The 16,878-nt window shown below is 56.9% G+C and carries 15 protein-coding genes; 10 read left to right on the plus strand and 5 right to left on the minus strand.

Translation table 11 applies throughout. The annotated features are described in order from the left end of the window. Positions 1-174: 174 nt before the first annotated feature. From IEW52_RS11615 to IEW52_RS11635, 5 genes are all read left to right on the plus strand, one after another. The gene (locus IEW52_RS11615; protein ID WP_188630245.1) at positions 175-894 is read left to right on the plus strand and encodes a response regulator; all 720 of its coding nucleotides are present in this window, start codon (positions 175-177) and stop codon (positions 892-894) included. After that, positions 885-1,673 carry a substrate-binding periplasmic protein gene (locus tag IEW52_RS11620; RefSeq protein ID WP_188630246.1) on the plus strand — a complete coding sequence of 263 codons (789 nt, stop codon included), beginning with the start codon at positions 885-887 and terminating at the stop codon, positions 1,671-1,673. Before IEW52_RS11615 ends, IEW52_RS11620 begins: the two co-directional genes overlap by 10 nt. Further along, entirely contained in the window at positions 1,674-3,941 is a 2,268-nt protein-coding gene (locus IEW52_RS11625) for an ATP-binding protein (protein WP_188630247.1), read from the plus strand. 131 nt (positions 3,942-4,072) lie between these two features. Further along, a complete protein-coding gene (nhaC, locus tag IEW52_RS11630) occupies positions 4,073-5,542 on the plus strand; it encodes a Na+/H+ antiporter NhaC (protein WP_188630248.1) in 1,470 nt (489 codons plus the stop codon). Positions 5,543-5,744: 202 nt separating this feature from the next. Then, a complete protein-coding gene (locus tag IEW52_RS11635) occupies positions 5,745-6,389 on the plus strand; it encodes an ankyrin repeat domain-containing protein (RefSeq protein ID WP_229667919.1) in 645 nt (214 codons plus the stop codon). Between the two features lie 140 nt (positions 6,390-6,529). Here the strand turns inward: IEW52_RS11635 and IEW52_RS11640 are convergent, their stop codons facing one another. From IEW52_RS11640 to IEW52_RS11660, 5 genes are all read right to left on the minus strand, one after another. Next, the gene (locus IEW52_RS11640; RefSeq protein ID WP_188630250.1) at positions 6,530-7,309 is read right to left on the minus strand and encodes a 3-hydroxybutyrate dehydrogenase; all 780 of its coding nucleotides are present in this window, start codon (positions 7,307-7,309) and stop codon (positions 6,530-6,532) included. A 28-nt stretch (positions 7,310-7,337) separates the two neighbouring features. Further along, positions 7,338-8,708: a TRAP transporter large permease gene (locus IEW52_RS11645; RefSeq protein ID WP_188630251.1), complete on the minus strand. Its 1,371-nt coding sequence runs from the start codon at positions 8,706-8,708 to the stop codon at positions 7,338-7,340. 10 nt (positions 8,709-8,718) lie between these two features. Next, complete coding sequence (locus IEW52_RS11650) at positions 8,719-9,342, minus strand: TRAP transporter small permease subunit (protein WP_188630252.1); 624 nt, start codon at positions 9,340-9,342, stop codon at positions 8,719-8,721. A 73-nt stretch (positions 9,343-9,415) separates the two neighbouring features. Next, positions 9,416-10,498, minus strand: a complete 1,083-nt coding sequence (locus IEW52_RS11655; RefSeq protein WP_188630253.1) for a TRAP transporter substrate-binding protein — start codon at positions 10,496-10,498, stop codon at positions 9,416-9,418. Between the two features lie 256 nt (positions 10,499-10,754). Further along, on the minus strand, positions 10,755-12,242 hold the full coding sequence (locus tag IEW52_RS11660) for a sigma-54 interaction domain-containing protein (RefSeq protein ID WP_188630254.1): 1,488 nt from the start codon (positions 12,240-12,242) through the stop codon (positions 10,755-10,757). Positions 12,243-12,437: 195 nt separating this feature from the next. Between IEW52_RS11660 and IEW52_RS11665 the strand changes: the two genes are divergently transcribed. From IEW52_RS11665 to IEW52_RS11685, 5 genes are all read left to right on the plus strand, one after another. After that, on the plus strand, positions 12,438-13,583 hold the full coding sequence (locus IEW52_RS11665) for an AI-2E family transporter (protein ID WP_188630255.1): 1,146 nt from the start codon (positions 12,438-12,440) through the stop codon (positions 13,581-13,583). Positions 13,584-13,664: 81 nt separating this feature from the next. Then, positions 13,665-13,931 carry a DksA/TraR family C4-type zinc finger protein gene (locus tag IEW52_RS11670; RefSeq protein ID WP_188630256.1) on the plus strand — a complete coding sequence of 89 codons (267 nt, stop codon included), beginning with the start codon at positions 13,665-13,667 and terminating at the stop codon, positions 13,929-13,931. A 145-nt stretch (positions 13,932-14,076) separates the two neighbouring features. Continuing rightward, complete coding sequence (locus IEW52_RS11675; protein WP_229667920.1) at positions 14,077-15,462, plus strand: DEAD/DEAH box helicase; 1,386 nt, start codon at positions 14,077-14,079, stop codon at positions 15,460-15,462. Positions 15,463-15,565: 103 nt separating this feature from the next. Further along, positions 15,566-15,928 carry a hypothetical protein gene (locus IEW52_RS11680; RefSeq protein ID WP_188630257.1) on the plus strand — a complete coding sequence of 121 codons (363 nt, stop codon included), beginning with the start codon at positions 15,566-15,568 and terminating at the stop codon, positions 15,926-15,928. A gap of 89 nt (positions 15,929-16,017) precedes the next feature. Beyond that, on the plus strand, positions 16,018-16,875 hold the full coding sequence (locus IEW52_RS11685; RefSeq protein ID WP_188630258.1) for a LysR substrate-binding domain-containing protein: 858 nt from the start codon (positions 16,018-16,020) through the stop codon (positions 16,873-16,875). The last annotated feature ends 3 nt before the right edge of the window (positions 16,876-16,878 follow it).

Raw genomic sequence — 16,878 nt, forward strand, 5'->3', positions numbered from 1 at the left:
CGTTAAACTAACAAGCCACAAGCAGGTTTTTATCAGAAGTCGACGAACACAGCCCTGGCGAAGCGGGTGATAACATTGACAACTTTACGATGGTGGTGTTAGAAGTTGCCCCGCGAACCCCGACGTTCGCTACTTTATTTATTGCTTCTTCCCGAACAGATGAGAACACACGATATGGATATCCGCATCTTGATTGTGGAAGACGACGACACCACGCGAGAGTGCCTGGTGGAGTACTTCAAGGTTGAGCAGCATCAGGTATTTTCCGCACAAAGCGCCGAAGCGGCAGAGCAGATATTGAGCGAGCAGAACATTGACCTCGTGCTGCTCGACATCAGATTACCGGGCAAAGATGGCCTGACGCTCACCCGGGAACTGCGCGCCAACTCGGAACTAGGCATCATACTGGTGACCGGACGTCAGGACGAAATAGAGCGTATTGTTGGCCTGGAATGCGGCGCCGATGATTATGTGTGCAAACCCTTTAATCCCCGAGAACTACTGGCCCGAGCCAAAAATCTGACCCGCAGGGTGCGCGCCACCACCCCCAGGGTGGCCACGACAACCACGACCAACATTCATCAATTTGACGATTGGCGGGTAGATCTGGACCGCCGGATATTGCTTGATGCACACGACCAGCAAACTCCGCTGACTCACGGTGAATATCAGTTGCTGGGCGCCTTCTTGCGCCATTCAGGGCAGACCCTGTCGCGAGATCAGCTGCTGGATCAGATAAAAAACCGCGAATGGGCTCCCAACGACAGAACCATAGACGTGCTGGTGGGCCGGTTACGCCGCAAGCTGCAAGACGATCCAGCCAACCCCAGGATCATCCTTACCGTACATGGTGCCGGTTACGTGTTTACCCCCAGGTCGGTGCCATGCCATTGATTGTTGCCTTGCTACTGACTCTGCTATCGGCGGCGCTGTCGGCTCACGCTCAAGCGCCAGCCTCTGCTCCCGCTGCAAACCCGAGCAGCATTTTGACCGCCTGCGGACACCCCATGTATCCGCCGCTGTCGTGGGAGCAGGATGGGGAGCTGACCGGCATTGCCCCGCACTTGGTGCGCAAGCTGCTGGCCGAGCACGGTTATACCGTCAATATGCAGGTATTCGGCAACTGGGAGCGCTGCCAGCTGGCGGCGCGTCAGGGCAAGGTAGACTTGATTGTGGCCGCCTACAAGACCCGCCAGCGTGAACAGAACTTTCTGTTCAGCGACACTCCCATTATCGCGGATCCCGTGGTGCTGTTTACCCACTTCGGCAATGCCAGCCAATCGCCCTGGAGCCTGACCGATCACACCCTGGGGCTGTTGTTTGGCGACAGCTTCGGTGATAAATTCGACCGCGCCGCCGCGCAGCGGCTTGATGTGGAACGAGTCTCTAGTGGCAAGCAGAATTTTCAAAAGCTGGCACTGGGGCGCATCGACTATATGCCCATCGGCCTGACCACCGGCAAGCTGCAGGCACAAAAGCTCGGACTGACCGAGCAGGTATTTCCCCTGCCCGACTTGCTCACCCTGGAATATTACCACCTGGCCGTGCCCAAGGGTTCTCGACTGGCGCCGCTGTTACCGACCTTGTCGGCTCGGTTGCAAGCCCTTGCCGACGACCATTATATTCGACGTATCACCTTCTTTTTTGAACGCCATTATCTGGACGCCCCCTGAATGAATTCCCTGTTAACCCTGCTGCCTCGCTACCGGCGGCGGCATCCTTTGAGTTTTCGCCTATTCTGGCTGGTGCTGGCCGTTAGCCTGACTCTGTCGCTGTTGTCTACCGCGCTTCAGCTCTGGCTGGACCATCGCCAGATAAAGCAGAACCTGAACGATCGTCTTACCCTTATCGAACAGAGTTATCTCGACAGCCTGACTCAAAGCCTGTGGGATCTGAATCTGCCCCAGGCCCGCTTGCAGCTGGAAAGCATGCTCGATATGCCGCACATGGCTCGCCTCACGTTAACCGGCGATGCCCTTGGCGAACCCTTGCTGCTGACTCACACCCCCGATGACCAGGGCGTGCATGAGCACGGCTTCAATTTAATCTACCCCAGCTCGGCACTGGGGCCCCAGCAAGTAGGCCGACTGGAGGTTGCCTTTAGTCAGCAGAGCATCAACCGGCAACTAATTGAACGGGCCAAAACCATACTGCTGGGCCAGACCCTGACCATACTGGCCATTGCCCTCTGCCTGATGCTGGTGTTTCAGCGCCGGGTTACCCGACATCTGGAACGCATGGCCGGCCATGTGGCACAGATTGGTGAAGGACAACCCGGCAGCCCGCCGCTGACTCTGGCCCGCGCCCCCGGGCACCTGCCCGACGAACTGGATACCCTGGTGGGCGCCATCAATACCATGCGCCGCTCGGTCGAGCGCCGCCAAAGCGAGTTGCAACACGACAAGGACCGACTGGAGGCGCTGGTCGACAGACGCACCCGTCACCTGCGCCAGGCCAAGGAATCGGCGGAAGCCGCCGATATGGCAAAAAGCCGCTTTATCGCCAATATGACCCACGAGCTGCGTACCCCCATGAACGGTATTATGGGGACCCTGACGCTGCTCAAACCCGCCCTGAAAGACAGCCCCGAACAAGGCAAGCTCGACATACTGCAACACTCGGCCGAGCACCTGCTGATGCTGCTCAACGACGTGCTCGATTATGCGGCGCTGGAGCAAGGCCCGCTGCCCGAAGAGCCCGCCCCCTTCGCCTTGAATGAGTTACTGGAAAACAGCGTCGCCATGATGCAGGGCTACGCCGATGCCAAGCAGATCCAGCTGCAGCTTAACGCCCCGGGCTCCGGGCTCTGGCTGCTGGGCCACGCCGGACGCGTGCGACAAGTGCTGATCAATCTGTTGTCTAACGCCACCAAGTTCACCGATACCGGCGGCCAGGTGACGCTGGAAGCCTGCGCGATCAACGGCGGCTGGCAGTTCACCATTGAAGATAACGGCATCGGCATTGCACCCGAACAGCAGGATCGCATTTTTCAGCGCTTTACCCAGGCGGATGAAAGTATAGGTCGCCGTTATGGCGGCACCGGACTGGGGCTGGCCATCTCCAAGCGGCTGATTGAAGCCATGGGCGGCAGCATGACGCTGCAAAGTACCCCGGGACAGGGCAGTCGTTTTGGGTTTTTTCTGCCATTGACGGCCGTCAATACGCCGGCTCAGGAGCAAGAAACCGAGCTTGCCGCCCTGCCCACTCTCAGTCTACTGCTGGTAGAGGACGTCGGCATCAACCGGGCCATTCTTGCCGCCATGCTGGAACAGCACGGCCACTTGGTCAGCCAGGCAGAAAGCGGCGAGCAAGCGCTTGAAATGGCGCGGCATCAGGCCTTTGATCTTGTGTTGATGGACATGCATCTGCCTGGCATAGACGGTCTGGAAACCAGCCGCAGCATTCGCCACCAAACCCAGGGACTGAATCGGGATACCCCGGTCATTGCCCTCACTGCCAGCGTGGCCCCCGACGATATTCGCCGCTATCTGGCCGCCGGGCTCATGGCCGTGGTGGCCAAACCGGTGCAATGGCCCAGGCTGACTCTGGCACTGAGTCAAGCATTGGGCATTCGCATACAGCCGGAGCTGGAACTGGAGCAACCTTTACTGCAGGAGCATCTGCGGGTGCTGGGTCGCCCTCGGCTGCAGGCCATGCTGAGTCGTTTTACCGACGAGCTGCCGGCCGGACAGGCCGCCATTGAACAGGCGCTGGCAGATGAAGATCATATCGAGCTGGGCCAATTGGCACACAAGCTGGGCGGTACCGCTCGCATGCTGGCTCAAACCCGGCTGGCCGGCGTGCTGGAAAAACTGGAGCAGGCGGCCAATGCCCAGTCTTTGCTCACTCACAGCCTGGCCCTGGAACTGACTCAGGCGGTAATAGAAACGCAAGAAGGGATATTGGCGCTGACGGCACGCCTCGAAAACAACACACCATAAGTTGTTACATCTTTTTACATTTAACACGTAATTAACATACATGATTCCCTTAGTCTGACAATGTCCCCCGGGATATATGGCACAGACCGGTTGTACTAACCGGTCCGCCTCACAGGCTCAAGGAGAGAACCATGGTTACAGTACCTCGCAAGCCCGGCTTCTGGCTGGCCTGCCTGCCCATCGCACTGACCTTTGTGGTGCTGGGCGTGCAGCTGTTTTACTTCGGCAACTTCACCCCCCATATTCCGCTCGCCATCGGCGTAGCCATCACCGCCCTTATCGGTTGGTTGCGTGGTTACCGCTGGCCCGAGATGGAAGACGGCATCATGCATGTGGTGCGACTGGGTCTGCAGTCGGTGGGCATTCTGATTATCGTGGGCATGATTGTTGGCATCTGGATTGCCAGCGGTACCGTGCCTTATTTGATAAAGCTGGGTTTAAGCCTGATCTCTCCCGAGCTGTTTCTGGCCGCCAGTGTACTGATTTGCGCCGTGGTCTCGGTGTCACTGGGTACCTCGTGGGGCACCACCGGCACCGTCGGCCTGGCGCTGATGGGCATCGGCAACGGGTTCGACATTCCCATGTACTGGACCGCCGGCGCCGTAGTGTCGGGCGCCTTCTTCGGTGACAAGATGTCGCCGCTGTCAGATACCACCAACCTGGCCCCGGCGGTGACCGGCGTGAATCTGTTCGACCATATCCGCAATATGCTGCCCACCACGGTTCCGGCCATGTTGATTGCGCTGGTTATCTACCTGTTCGCCGGCTTCAGCCTGATTGGCGATCAACAAGTGGATTTCACTCGTATCGAGAACATCATCAGCGGTCTGGATCAGCACTTTGCGCTGTCGTGGCCGCTGCTGCTGCCCCTCGGCGTGACCGTGCTGCTGGCGCTGAAAAAAATGCCCGCCCTGCCTACCCTGTTTGCCGGTGCCATGCTGGGTCTGGCCACCGCTATGCTGACCCAGGATGTGGGCCTGCAGCAGGCTTTTAATTTCATGTTCAGTGGATATCAGATTGATACCGGCGTCAGCGAAATCGATGCCCTGCTCAACCGTGGTGGCATACAGAGCATGACCTGGGTGATCACCCTGATGCTGGTCGCCCTGGCCTTTGGCGGCGTGCTGGAGCGTACCGGTTGCCTGGAAGTGATCATGGAAAAAATTCTGACCCGCGCCAACAGCTTCGGCGCTATCCAGTCTTCTGCCATCGCGACCTCGGCCATGACCAACGTGATTGGCGGCGACCCCTACCTGTCCATCGCTCTGCCCGGGCGCATGTTCGCCCCCGCCTACCGTGCCAAGGGCTATTCGGCACTGAACCTCTCGCGGGCCGTTGAAGAAGGCGGCACCTTGATATCGCCGCTTATTCCCTGGAACGCCGGTGGCGCCGTGGTCATCACGGCCCTTGGGTTAGGCATTGCCGAAGGACAGACCGAGAACCTGCTGTATATTCCGCTGGCCTTCGCCTGCTGGCTGTCGCCACTGATCGGCATGGCTTATGCCCATCTAGGCTGGTTCTCACCCAGACTTAGCGCCGAAGAAGCCGCCCGGCATCAGGCCGAGCAGGCGCCAGCCGTCACACCGGTTATGGCCAAATAATCACCAACAGTCCGAAAAAATTCTGACTGACAACATCAATACCAGGGGCCCCTAGCGGGGCCCTTTTTTGTTCGCGGCACTCGTCACCCTCGCAAAGGCGCGGGCATGATTTATGGCCGAGCTCTGCTATTCTGTTCATTCTGTGGTTTATCACCAAATAGGAGACAAGTGCATGTACATCAAAAGAATTTCTACAGGATTCATGGCCATATGGGCTCTGCTCACGTCTCTTACCCTCTGCGCTGCGGGGAATGATATCGAACAAAAATTACAGTCCGCCGCGAAGCAAGGTGACGCTCAGCAGATCCGACAGTTACTCGAACAAGGGACGGATATGGAAGCGCGCAACAAGATGGGGCGCACCCCGCTGCTGATCGCCACCCGTCATAATCAGGTAGCCGCCGCCAAGGTGCTGATCGAGGCCGGCGCCGATGTGAATGCCAAGGATAACATTCAAGACAGCCCCTACCTTTATGCTGGCGCTAGTGGCCACAACGAGATTCTGGCCATGACCCTCGATCACGGAGCCGATTTAAACAGCACCAACCGCTATGGCGGCACCGCGCTGATCCCTGCCGCCGAGCGCGGCCACGTAGAAACGGTGCGCATGCTGATTGCGGCCGGCGTCGATGTGGATCATGTGAATCGCCTGCACTGGACCGCCCTGCTGGAAGCCATCATGCTGGGTAACGGCGGCCCACAACACACAGACATCGTGCGGCTACTGGTGAATGCCGGCGCCGATGTGAATATCAAAGATGGCCAGGGTGTGTCCCCTCTGCAACATGCACAACAGCGTGGTTACACCGAAATAGAGCAGATATTGATCGCAGCGGACGCCCGTTAATGGGGGAGAAAGGTAGCTTTTAGCTAGCAAACAAAACAGCACCAAACTAAAAGACAAATACCGTTTTTTAGCTTGGTGCTGGCCGTTGTTCTTTATTTACCGCTGACAGCTTAAAGCTGACAGCTGAAGGCTTTGCTTTCTTATTGCATGTGCCAGCCGTGGCTGACCACCACCGCCTGTCCGGTGAGCGCCGCCGAGGGAAACGCCGCCAGGTGAACGGCCACCTCGGATACATCGGCCAGAGTGGTGAACTCGCCATCCACGGTATGCTTGAGCATCACATTGCGAATCACCTCTTCTTCACTGATGCCCAGCTCTTTGGCCTGCTCGGGAATCTGCTTGTCGACCAGTGGCGTGCGCACAAAGCCCGGACAGATAATATTGCTGCGCACCCCGTGCTCCGCTCCTTCGCGGGCCACCGAACGGCATAAGCCCAGCATGCCGTGCTTGGCGGTCACATAAGGTGCCTTGAGCGGAGAAGCCTCCATGGAATGCACCGAGCCCATAAACAACATGCTGCCGCCGCCATTTTTATACATTTGCTGCAGGGCGGCGCGAGTCAGCAAAAACGCCCCGCCCAGATGCACATTGAGCACCCGGTTCCAGTCGGCAAAAGCCAGCTTGTGCAAAGGCGCTATGTGCTGAATACCGGCATTGGCCAGCGCAATATCCAGTCTGCCCCAATGGCGAACCAGCTGCGCCATGCCCTGCTCTACCGCCGCTTCGTCGGTCACGTCCATTTCCAGGGCAATGGCACTGCCCCCCGCCGCCACTATGGCCAGCGCCACTTGTTCGGCGCGGCCCAGATCCAGATCGGCCACCGCCACCCTGGCACCTTCTTTGGCATAATGTTCGGCAATGGCCCGGCCTATTCCCTGGCCGGCCCCGGTGATCAAAGCCACTTTGTCTGTTAGGCGCATCTGTGATTCTCCTTTAATAAATGCATCATTACTGGCCGCCATAGAGTCGATTGGGCAGCCAGGTGGCCAGAGGCTCAAAATAGAACACCAGTACCAGCCCCAGTAATTGCAGGGCAATAAAGGGCAATACGCCCAGATAGATATGGCGGGTGGTAATGCCCGGCGGACACACGCCTTTAATGTAAAACAGCGCAAATCCGACCGGTGGCGTTAAAAACGAGGTTTGCAGGCACAAAGCAAACAGCACCGCAAACCACACCGGCTCTACCCCCAGCGAAAACACCACTGGGGCCACCAGCGGCAGGATGATCAGGGTGATCTCCACCCAGTCGAGAAAAAAGCCCAGCAAGAAGGTAATGAACAGGATGGTGATCATGATGCCGGTAGTACCGAACGGCAGCCCGGTAATGGCATCGCGGATCACATCGTCTCCCCCCAGCCCGCGCAACACGGCGGCGAACACGGTAGCACCGATGAAAATGCCAAAGATAAAGGCCGTGGTGCGACTGGTTTGATACAGCGAGTCTTTAAGTACCTCGGTATTCAGCCGTTTGCTCAGCAGCGCCATTAACAGCGCCCCAGCCGCCCCTACCGCCGAGGCTTCGGTGGTGGTCGCAATGCCCATGAAGATGGAGCCCAGTACCGCTACTATCAGCACCATGGGCGGCACTACCGAGCAAAACACGTCCAGCCAGGCCTTGGCATCCATGCGCTCGCTGTAGGTGGGCGCAGGTGCCGCGTCCTTCTTCCACCAGGCCAGCAACACGATATACAACACATACATCAGCCCCAGCATCACCCCGGGGATCAGTGCGCCCATAAACAGCTTGCCCACCGAGGCCGCCGGCGTACCCAAACGATCGGCCATCAACACCAGCATAATGCTCGGCGGCACCAGAATGCCCAAAGTACCCACAGAACAGGCCGTGCCCACCGCCAGGCTCTTGCTGTAGTTGGCCTGCATCATGGGGCCCAGCGACAACATGCCCAACAACACCACGGACGCCCCCACAATGCCGGTGGACGCCGCCAGCAACATGCCGACGATAACCACGGTAATGGCATACCCGCCGCGCAACGGACCCAGTAATCGCACCAGGCTGTGCATCAGTTTCTCGGCAATGCCGGAGCGGTCGAGCATAATGCCCATGAAGATAAACAGCGGCAGCGCTACCATCAGCTCGTTGGCCACAATGCCAAAGATGCGGGCATCCAGTACCCCTATGGTGCCGTTCCAGGTAAACCAGAGGTTAGCGTCAAACTGCTCTACCAGTACCTGCCCCACCATGGCGAACAACAAGCCGGTGCCGGCCAGTACCCAGGCCACGGGAAAACCCAGTAACAAGAGCCCCATAAAAGAGGCGAACATGGCGATCACCAATACGGTTTCCAGCTCCATAGCAACCCCTTTATGTTATGTCGGAAGACGAGTTCGCCCCGGGCGTCAACGCCCTGGGAAAGGCAAACAACAAGGTCATGCAGCGCAAGCCGCGCGAGAACAGCGCCGTGGCTACCAGCAGCAGGCCGATGGGCAGCACACTCTTGAAAATAAATCGATAAGGCAGCCCACTGGGAGCCTGAGAGCGCTCGTTATACACATAGGCCTTCCAGGCATAAGGCAAGAGCGCATCTATCATCAGAATGATGATCGGCAGCGCCAGCAGCACTATGCCCAGCAATTCGATAATGGCCCGGGTACGCAGCGAGAACGTTTCGCGCAGCACATCCACCCGCACGTGATCGTCTTTTACCACCGCAAACCCCAGGGTCAGCATCATGGCGATGCCAAACAAGTGCCAGGATAATTCTTCCAGGGCGATGGAGCCCGCCGACAACACGAAGCGGCTGAATACATTACTCAGCACCACCACCAATACCGCCAGCCACAACCAGGAACTCAGCCGCCCCACTGCCAGCACAAAGGCGTCCAGCCGTTGTGACAGCCTGTTACTGGGCAATTCTGCCGTTTGCGCGTGCAGCGCGGGCGGGGGTGGCGTGTTGGACGAACCCGGTTGAGTAGAGCTTTGAGACATACGACCTCCTGATGAAACGGTTACCAAGATGGCGGGCGCTCGGCCCGCCGCCATTAGTTACATTCAGTTACATTCAGTCGTATTGGTAGAAGTCGCGCGGCAGGTAACCCTTGCCGTGCCAGATGGAGTGATGCTTCATGAAATCACGCTGGCTGGTGAGTACCCGCTTGAACATCTCGTCTTCCGCGGCCATGTCATCCATCACCTTGTTGGTCACCTTTTCCAGCTCACGCAATACCGGCTCGGGCAGTACCTGAGCGGTGACGCCTTCTTTTTCATAGTCGCGCAACGCCGTGGGTTGCGCCCATTCGCTTTGGGCAAAGCCCTTCAGCGTGGCCGACTCGCAGCCCATTTCGATTAAGGCGCGGGTTTGCGGCTGCAGCTTCTGCCACACGTCCTGGTTCACCAGCAGGTGCGAGGTGGTCAGGGTTTGGTGCCAGCCGGGCATGATGTAGTTTTTTACTATCTGATCCAGGCCCAGCATCTTGTCGATGGCCGGTTGAGAGAACTCGGTGGCATCTATGGTGTTACGTTCCAGCGCCTGAAAGATTTCGGCACCGGGTACCATGGTGACCGAGGCGCCGAGGTTTTCCAGCACCTTGCCGCCAATACCGGCGAAACGAATGCGCAACCCTTCAAAATCATCCAGGCTGGTGATCTGCTTTTTAAACCAGCCGGCGCCTTCCGGGCCGATAATGCTGCACAGCATGGGGTGAATATTGCGCTCGGCATAAATTTCTTCCAGCAGTGCCTTGCCATCCCCTTCGTAATACCAGGCCAGATAGGCCGGTGGCTCCATGTTGAAGGGCGCGCCCGAATACAGCGGCAGTGCGGGAATGGTGCCCTGATCGTATCCTACCCAGGTATACCCGGCCGGATACTTGCCGGAACTGACCGCATCCATGATTTCAAAGGGCGGCACCAGCTCGCCGGGCTCGTAATAACGCAGCTTGACGTCACCACCCGACACCGCCGACAAGGATTCAGACAAGTGCTTGACTGGCGTGGTCAGTCCGACTAAATGCGATGGAAACGCCAGCGGAACCTGCCAGCGTACTTTTTCACTGGCCGCCACGGGGGCACTGACAACGGTGGCACACAGGGCCACACCGGCCATGGCGCGGGTTAACACGGACAACTGATGCTTGATGGTCATAGAGGTTTCCTTTTGCTTGATGCAGTCCTTTGGCATCGCCAATGATGGCAATGCACGCTATTCATCTTCACTCGTTGTTACCAAGTGCTTGCCTGTCTAACCAAGCACTAAATGTGCCAACTATGTAAACACCATGTTGCGCGTGAGTTTACCGAACAACTCAGATGAGACTGCATTGCGAATTGTCCGGATTTTCGGACAACAAAAGGAGATGGAGTAAAAAGGACATCCTGAATACCGGACACCTGTATGGTATTCAGGACAGGCAGCTCAGCTTGGCCAATTTCTCGTAAAACACCGAACGGGAAACACCTAACAGCCGCGCCGCCTGGCTGCGATTATTGTTACATTGCGCCAAGGCCGCTGTAATCGCCTCGGCTTCAGCCTCGGCCAACACCACAGCCAAGGGGCGAACCGTGCCCAGCTCTGTTGGGGGCTCATGGCCGGGCAAGATTACCGCTGGGGCATTGGCTGCAACGCTATCCGGCTTATCGGCTTGTGCTATCGGCACGGCCGCGTCAGGCAAGACGCGCTGCAAGGTAGCCACATCCAGCACCTCGGCACCTTCGCTCAGGGTAAAAGCCCGCTCCAGCACATTGCGCAGCTCTCGTACGTTACCGGGCCAGTGATGTTGCGCAAGCAGTGCCACCGCCTGGTCGGTAATTTCGGTGCGCGCCTGTCCGCTGCAAATATCCTCCAGCAAGAACTCGCACAGAATACCGATATCGGCGGGGCGCTCGCGCAGCGGCGGTATCTGAATTTCCAGCACGTTAAGGCGATAATACAAATCCGAGCGAAAACGCCCGTCCGCCACCATGGCCGTTAAATCGCGACTGGTGGCGGCAATCACCCGCACATCTATGGGGATTATCTGGTTAGAGCCCAGCGGCTCTATTTCCCGCTCCTGCAAGGCACGCAGCAACTTGGCCTGCAGGCCCAGCGGCATGTCTCCCACTTCATCCAGAAACAGGGTACCGCCCTGGGCGCGCTGAAACTTGCCTTCGCGCATGCGCTTGTCGGCACCGGTAAAGGCACCAGGGGCCACGCCAAAAAACTCCGCCTCCAGCAGGTTTTCGGGAATGGCCGCCACATTCACTCCGACGAAGGGACCTTCCATGCGCGCCGATAACGCATGCAGCGACTGGGCCAGCACCTCTTTGCCGGTGCCGGTTTCGCCTAACATTAATACCGGAATATCTCGTCCTGCCGCCAAACGGGTGCGACGTTTAACCTCCAGCACGGCAGGGCTGGCGCCAATAAAGTCACCCAGTTGATAGCGGGTACTGCGTCCGGTTTTGGCCAGGGCACGCCGGGCGGCCAGCAAGTCTTTATGCAGGCTGCGATACTTGCTGACCAGAGGCGTGAGGGGCTGTAAGTCATCAAACAACACGAACGCCACCGCGCCGCTGATCTGCCCGTCATCATTAAAAAAGGGCAAGCGGGTCACCACCAACTGCTGGGTGTGATATTCCATGATATCCAGCAACAAGGGCCGACCGCTGTCGACCACCTCGGGCATGCGGCTATTGGGGATCACGCTCAATACCGAGCGCCCGATCACGCCATGGGTATCCGCCAACCCCAGCAACCTGGCATAACGGCTGTTAATCCAGGTAATACGACTGTTTTTGTCCACCGCAATCGCGCCGGCACTCGCCTGCTCGAACATGGGGAATACAATTTCAATCAGCTCTCGAGTCAGGCCGCGAGCCGAGCCGGAGTGAGATTCAAACGGTGTAGTCATTTAATGCCTCCCTGGCACGCCATGCTAGGATGTTAGCGAAATGCCGTTTTAGATTCGAGCGAATACTACCTTCACCCCAGTGACGGTTTTGTTCGCCGTTCGTGTTTGGGTTATGGTCGGCCATTATTAGCTTGTTGGGCGCACCGACCATAATCAGATTACACTGAATGAACCCATACTCTGGACCAGACATTAATGACAGAAGAACAACAGGACGTCGCATTTAACCGCAGAAAAACGGACCAACAGCCGCCTTTGATCGACGCCTTTAACGCTCGCAATGCTTCACTCATCATATTGGCGTCACTGGCCGGTATTTTCTTTATCGACTGGGCACAGTCGGTACTGTTACCGCTGATAGTGGCGGTGTTTATCAGCTATGCGCTGGATCCCCTGCTCTCGCCATTCGACAAGATACACATACCCCGCCCCATCAGTGCCGCGGTTATGGTCACTGTGTTACTGGCCATCATGGTCAGCGCCAGCATTCCGCTGCAGCGAGAAGCCATTGCCATGCTCGACAAGGTGCCGGTGGCCATCAGCAAGTTTCAGCGCACCGCCGCGCGAGCCCCTGCCACGGAAGCCGGAATAATTGAAAAAGCACAAGAAGCCGCCAAACAGATTGAAGACAGCACCAGCGAGAAAAAAGTCCGCACGCCGGGCGTAACTTTGGTACGTGTGGTAGAAAAGCCCTTTAACGTACAGGAGTTTTTAATGGGTGGTGCCTCTGCCGTCCTGGTAATGGTGTCGCAAAGTCTCTCGGCTCTGTTGCTGGTGTATTTTTTATTGGCGGTGGGAAAATTGTATCGTCGCAAGGTGATCCGTATTTCGGGCCCGTCCTTTGAGCGCATGCGCAAGGCCGCCCAGATCATGGATGACTTTCACCATCAGGTACGGCGTTTTTTATTCGTGATGCTGTTAAGTGCAATATTTGTAGGGGGATTTACCTGGTTGGCCTTCTGGTTTATGGGAGTGGAGCAAGCCGGTCTGTGGGGCGTGTTGGCCGGAGTGGCCAGCGCCATCCCCTATCTGGGCCCGATACTGATTTTTATCGGCACCGGTGTGACGGCGTTTATACAGTTTGGCACCCTGGACATGGCCTTTCTGGTGGCGGGGGTGTCTTTGGTCATCACCAGTATTCAGGGTAACGTACTGACTCCCTGGCTCACCAGCCACTTATCCAGCCTTAATCCGGTCGCCATCTTCGTCGGCCTGCTGTTCTGGGGCTGGATCTGGGGCCCGGTAGGGCTGATTATCGCCACGCCCTTACTGATGGTCATCAAGTCGCTCTGTGATCATGTGACCAACCTGCGGCCTTTGGGTGAACTATTGGGTAAGTAAGTGCGCGTCAAGGGTGAGAGGGGAAGCGCAAAGAGTGAAGAGGACAAGATAAAAGCAGCTAACAGCACAGGAGGAAAGATCATGGCCGGAGGTTGGTCACGAGACGGAGCCGTACAGGATCAGATTGATGCCAGTGTGGAAGATGCGGTGAAAGATGCCCGCAGCCATCTAAATACCGGCGACAGCCTGACCCACTGCGAAGAATGCGATGCCCCCATTCCCGACGCTCGCCGCAAGGCCATTGCAGGTGTTCGGCTATGTATCGAATGTCAGGCCGAGCAGGAAAAACAGCGCAAGGGAGCCGAAGGCATCAATCGACGCGCCAGTAAAGACAGCCAGTTAAGATAATTCGAAGCTGCAAGCTTTTAGCTTGTTTACCTGCTCCTTACGCTTCACATGCTCTTTTCAATACATACGGGCAAAAGTCTTATACAATAGCGGCTGTTTCTTCTTCATTTTTACCTTACGTTTTATCTTCAATCGGAGCAGTACTTTGGCGCAACAACCCGAACAGTTTAAAGATCTTGGTCTGGATACCCGTCTGATGGCCGCCCTGGATCATCTGGGATTACACACCCCTACCGAGATCCAGGAAAAAGCCATTCCCGTCATCTTGACTGGCTACGATCTCATAGCATCATCCAAAACCGGATCGGGCAAAACCCTGGCTTTCTTGCTGCCGTCACTGCAACGATTGATTAAAACCAAGGCGCTGAGCAAGCGCGATCCGCGAGCGCTGATCCTGGCGCCCACCCGCGAGCTGGCCAAACAGGTATATGAACAACTGCGCTCGCTCACCAGTGGCAGCTCGTTCAATATTGCGCTATTGCTGGGCGGTGAAAACTTCAACGACCAAATCAAACTGCTGCGCAGACAACCCCATGTGATTGTCGCCACCCCGGGGCGCCTGGCCAACCACCTCAATGAGCGCTCGCTCATGCTTAACGGCCTTGAGCTGCTGATCATGGATGAAGCGGATCGCATGCTGGACCTGGGCTTTGCCAAAGAGCTTAATCAGATTAATGACGCCGCCGATCATCGCCGTCGCCAGACCCTGATGTTTTCGGCCACCCTGGACCATGCCGAAGTCAACGAGATGGCCGACAAGCTGCTGAAAGCGCCCAAACGCATTGCCGTGGGTGCCGCCAATGCCGAGCATACCGATATTGAAAAGCGCTTTTATCTGTGTGATCACCTGGATCATAAACAGGCGTTGCTGCAGCATATTCTGACTACCGAGAGCTACCAGCAGGCGATTATTTTTACCGCCACTCGTCCCGATACCGATCGCCTGGCCGCCTTGCTGAAGGAACAGGGGCTTACCACGGCGGCGCTGAGTGGTGACATGAGCCAATCGGAACGTAACCGCATCATGGACAGCTTCAGTCGCGGCCAGCAAAAGGTACTGATTACCACGGATGTGGCCTCCCGCGGCCTGGATTTGCTGCAGGTGTCTCTGGTCGTGAACTTCGATATGCCAAAGCAGGCCGAAGAATATGTACACCGCATAGGCCGTACCGGTCGTGCCGGTGCCAAAGGCGTGGCCATGTCGCTGGTGGGCCCCAAAGACTGGGATGCCTTCAAGCGGGTTGAACGCTTCTTGCAGCAAGACATAGGCTTTGCGACTTTTGAAGGGCTGGAAGGCAAATTCAAAGGCATACGCCCCGCCGCCAACAAGACTCATGCCAAGGGCAGACCGGCCCCCAAAGGCAACGGTTATAAAGGCAAAGGTGGGCCAAATGCCTACAAGCCGGCGAAGAAGCCGGAGAAAGCCTTTAAAGACCGCAGTGATCGACTGGTGACGGGAACCGGCCTGGGCTCGAATGACGGCCGAGCGCCGCTCAAGCGTAAAAAGCCGACCGATAATACATCTGAATAACAGACGCTGAAGACAGCGGTACGCCGTGCGTAAAGATAAGCGCCGTATTGTCACTTACAGCGTATGGCGTAAAGCGTATGACGTCGTTAACCAGGAGCACCCAATGCACAAGAAGCACGCCTTTGTAGTCTATGCCGGTGAACAGGAGCAGGGCCGCGTCTTTCATGCGCTGACCCATGCGTTGCAAGCCCATGAACGCGGCAATACCAGTGAGCTGTATTTTGCCGCAGAAGGTGCCGCCTGGCCGGGATTACTGGCCAGCAGCAAGCATCAACTAAACCCCTTGTTCAGCAAACTGCTGGACCTGGGCGTAATACAGGGTGCCTGCGAAAGCTGTGTGATTGCCTTTGGCCATGAACAGAGTACCGGGCAGATAGTGCCCATGATCAAAGGGCCGGAATGCAGTTATGGCCAGATTGATATTCTGGGGCTGGAAGACGACGGTTATCGGGTTTGGCTGTTCTAACCGCCATTCCTGACCATCATTGATGTCTTCCCCATTTATTAAATTAATGTTAATACTGAAGCCATAAGCTTAACCGGTATTAATAGACGATGAAAAACCTGCCTACGGATCTACTCCGCACCTTTGTTACCATCAACCAGCTGGGGGGCTTTACCCCGGCGGGTGAACGCTTGGGACGCTCACAACCCGCTGTCAGCCTGCAAGTGAAGCGACTGGAAGAGCTGCTGGGTATTCAGCTGTTTCATCGCAGCAGTGGCCTGCAACTAACCGAAGAAGGCCAGTTGCTGTTGAGCTATGCGCAAAAGATGCTGGATTTGAACGATACCGTGGTGTCGCGACTCGGCACTCCCAGGGTCACCGGCTCGGTGCGCCTGGGAATTCCCAACGATTTTGAAGTGTCTTTTTTAGCCACCACCCTGGGGCGTTTTTCTCAGGCCTACCCTAATGTGACCCTGGATGTCAGCAGCGACATCAGCAGCACCCTGTTGCAGGATTACCACAAGGGCCAGTACGATTTGGTGATGGCCATTGAAGAAAGCAACCTGCTCCAGCCCCGCCTTGTCGACTATATACTGGAGCCACTGGTATGGGTACGCAGCAATACGCTGACGCTGGATCCCGGCGAACCGTTACCGCTGATTCTGTATCCCAAAGGATGCTTGTATCGCAAATCGATTCTTGATGCCCTGACCAAAGCCAATTTACCCTGGCGCATCGTATACAGCAGCGCCAGTCTGCTGGGCATACAGTCGGCCATCAAGGCCGGTTTGGGTATCAGCGTGTTGGCCAAAAGCACGGTGCCAGAAGGGCTGCTGGCCTCTGTTACCTATGAGCCCTGCCCCACTCTTGGCAGCGTATCGGTCGGCTTTTGTTATAACAACAACGACCTTTCCTCTGCCGCACGCATGCTGCTCGATTACCTGAAAAGCGGGCTCAACACACTGTAAGCC

The sequence above is a fragment of the Oceanisphaera marina genome (assembly GCF_014643915.1).
Classification (GTDB): domain Bacteria; phylum Pseudomonadota; class Gammaproteobacteria; order Enterobacterales; family Aeromonadaceae; genus Oceanimonas; species Oceanimonas marina.

Bases quoted from the DNA above. Each gene is read 5' to 3' on its own strand.
- IEW52_RS11680 (WP_188630257.1), top strand. From the start codon at position 15,566: ATGCACAAGAAGCACGCCTTTGTAGTCTATGCCGGTGAACAGGAGCAG.
- nhaC (WP_188630248.1), top strand. From the start codon at position 4,073: ATGGTTACAGTACCTCGCAAGCCCGGCTTCTGGCTGGCCTGCCTGCCC.
- IEW52_RS11635 (WP_229667919.1), top strand. From the start codon at position 5,745: ATGGCCATATGGGCTCTGCTCACGTCTCTTACCCTCTGCGCTGCGGGG.
- IEW52_RS11615 (WP_188630245.1), top strand. From the start codon at position 175: ATGGATATCCGCATCTTGATTGTGGAAGACGACGACACCACGCGAGAG.
- IEW52_RS11640 (WP_188630250.1), bottom strand. From the start codon at position 7,309: ATGCGCCTAACAGACAAAGTGGCTTTGATCACCGGGGCCGGCCAGGGA.
- IEW52_RS11670 (WP_188630256.1), top strand. From the start codon at position 13,665: ATGGCCGGAGGTTGGTCACGAGACGGAGCCGTACAGGATCAGATTGAT.
- IEW52_RS11625 (WP_188630247.1), top strand. From the start codon at position 1,674: ATGAATTCCCTGTTAACCCTGCTGCCTCGCTACCGGCGGCGGCATCCT.
- IEW52_RS11620 (WP_188630246.1), top strand. From the start codon at position 885: ATGCCATTGATTGTTGCCTTGCTACTGACTCTGCTATCGGCGGCGCTG.
- IEW52_RS11685 (WP_188630258.1), top strand. From the start codon at position 16,018: ATGAAAAACCTGCCTACGGATCTACTCCGCACCTTTGTTACCATCAAC.
- IEW52_RS11665 (WP_188630255.1), top strand. From the start codon at position 12,438: ATGACAGAAGAACAACAGGACGTCGCATTTAACCGCAGAAAAACGGAC.
- IEW52_RS11660 (WP_188630254.1), bottom strand. From the start codon at position 12,242: ATGACTACACCGTTTGAATCTCACTCCGGCTCGGCTCGCGGCCTGACT.
- IEW52_RS11645 (WP_188630251.1), bottom strand. From the start codon at position 8,708: ATGGAGCTGGAAACCGTATTGGTGATCGCCATGTTCGCCTCTTTTATG.
- IEW52_RS11655 (WP_188630253.1), bottom strand. From the start codon at position 10,498: ATGACCATCAAGCATCAGTTGTCCGTGTTAACCCGCGCCATGGCCGGT.
- IEW52_RS11650 (WP_188630252.1), bottom strand. From the start codon at position 9,342: ATGTCTCAAAGCTCTACTCAACCGGGTTCGTCCAACACGCCACCCCCG.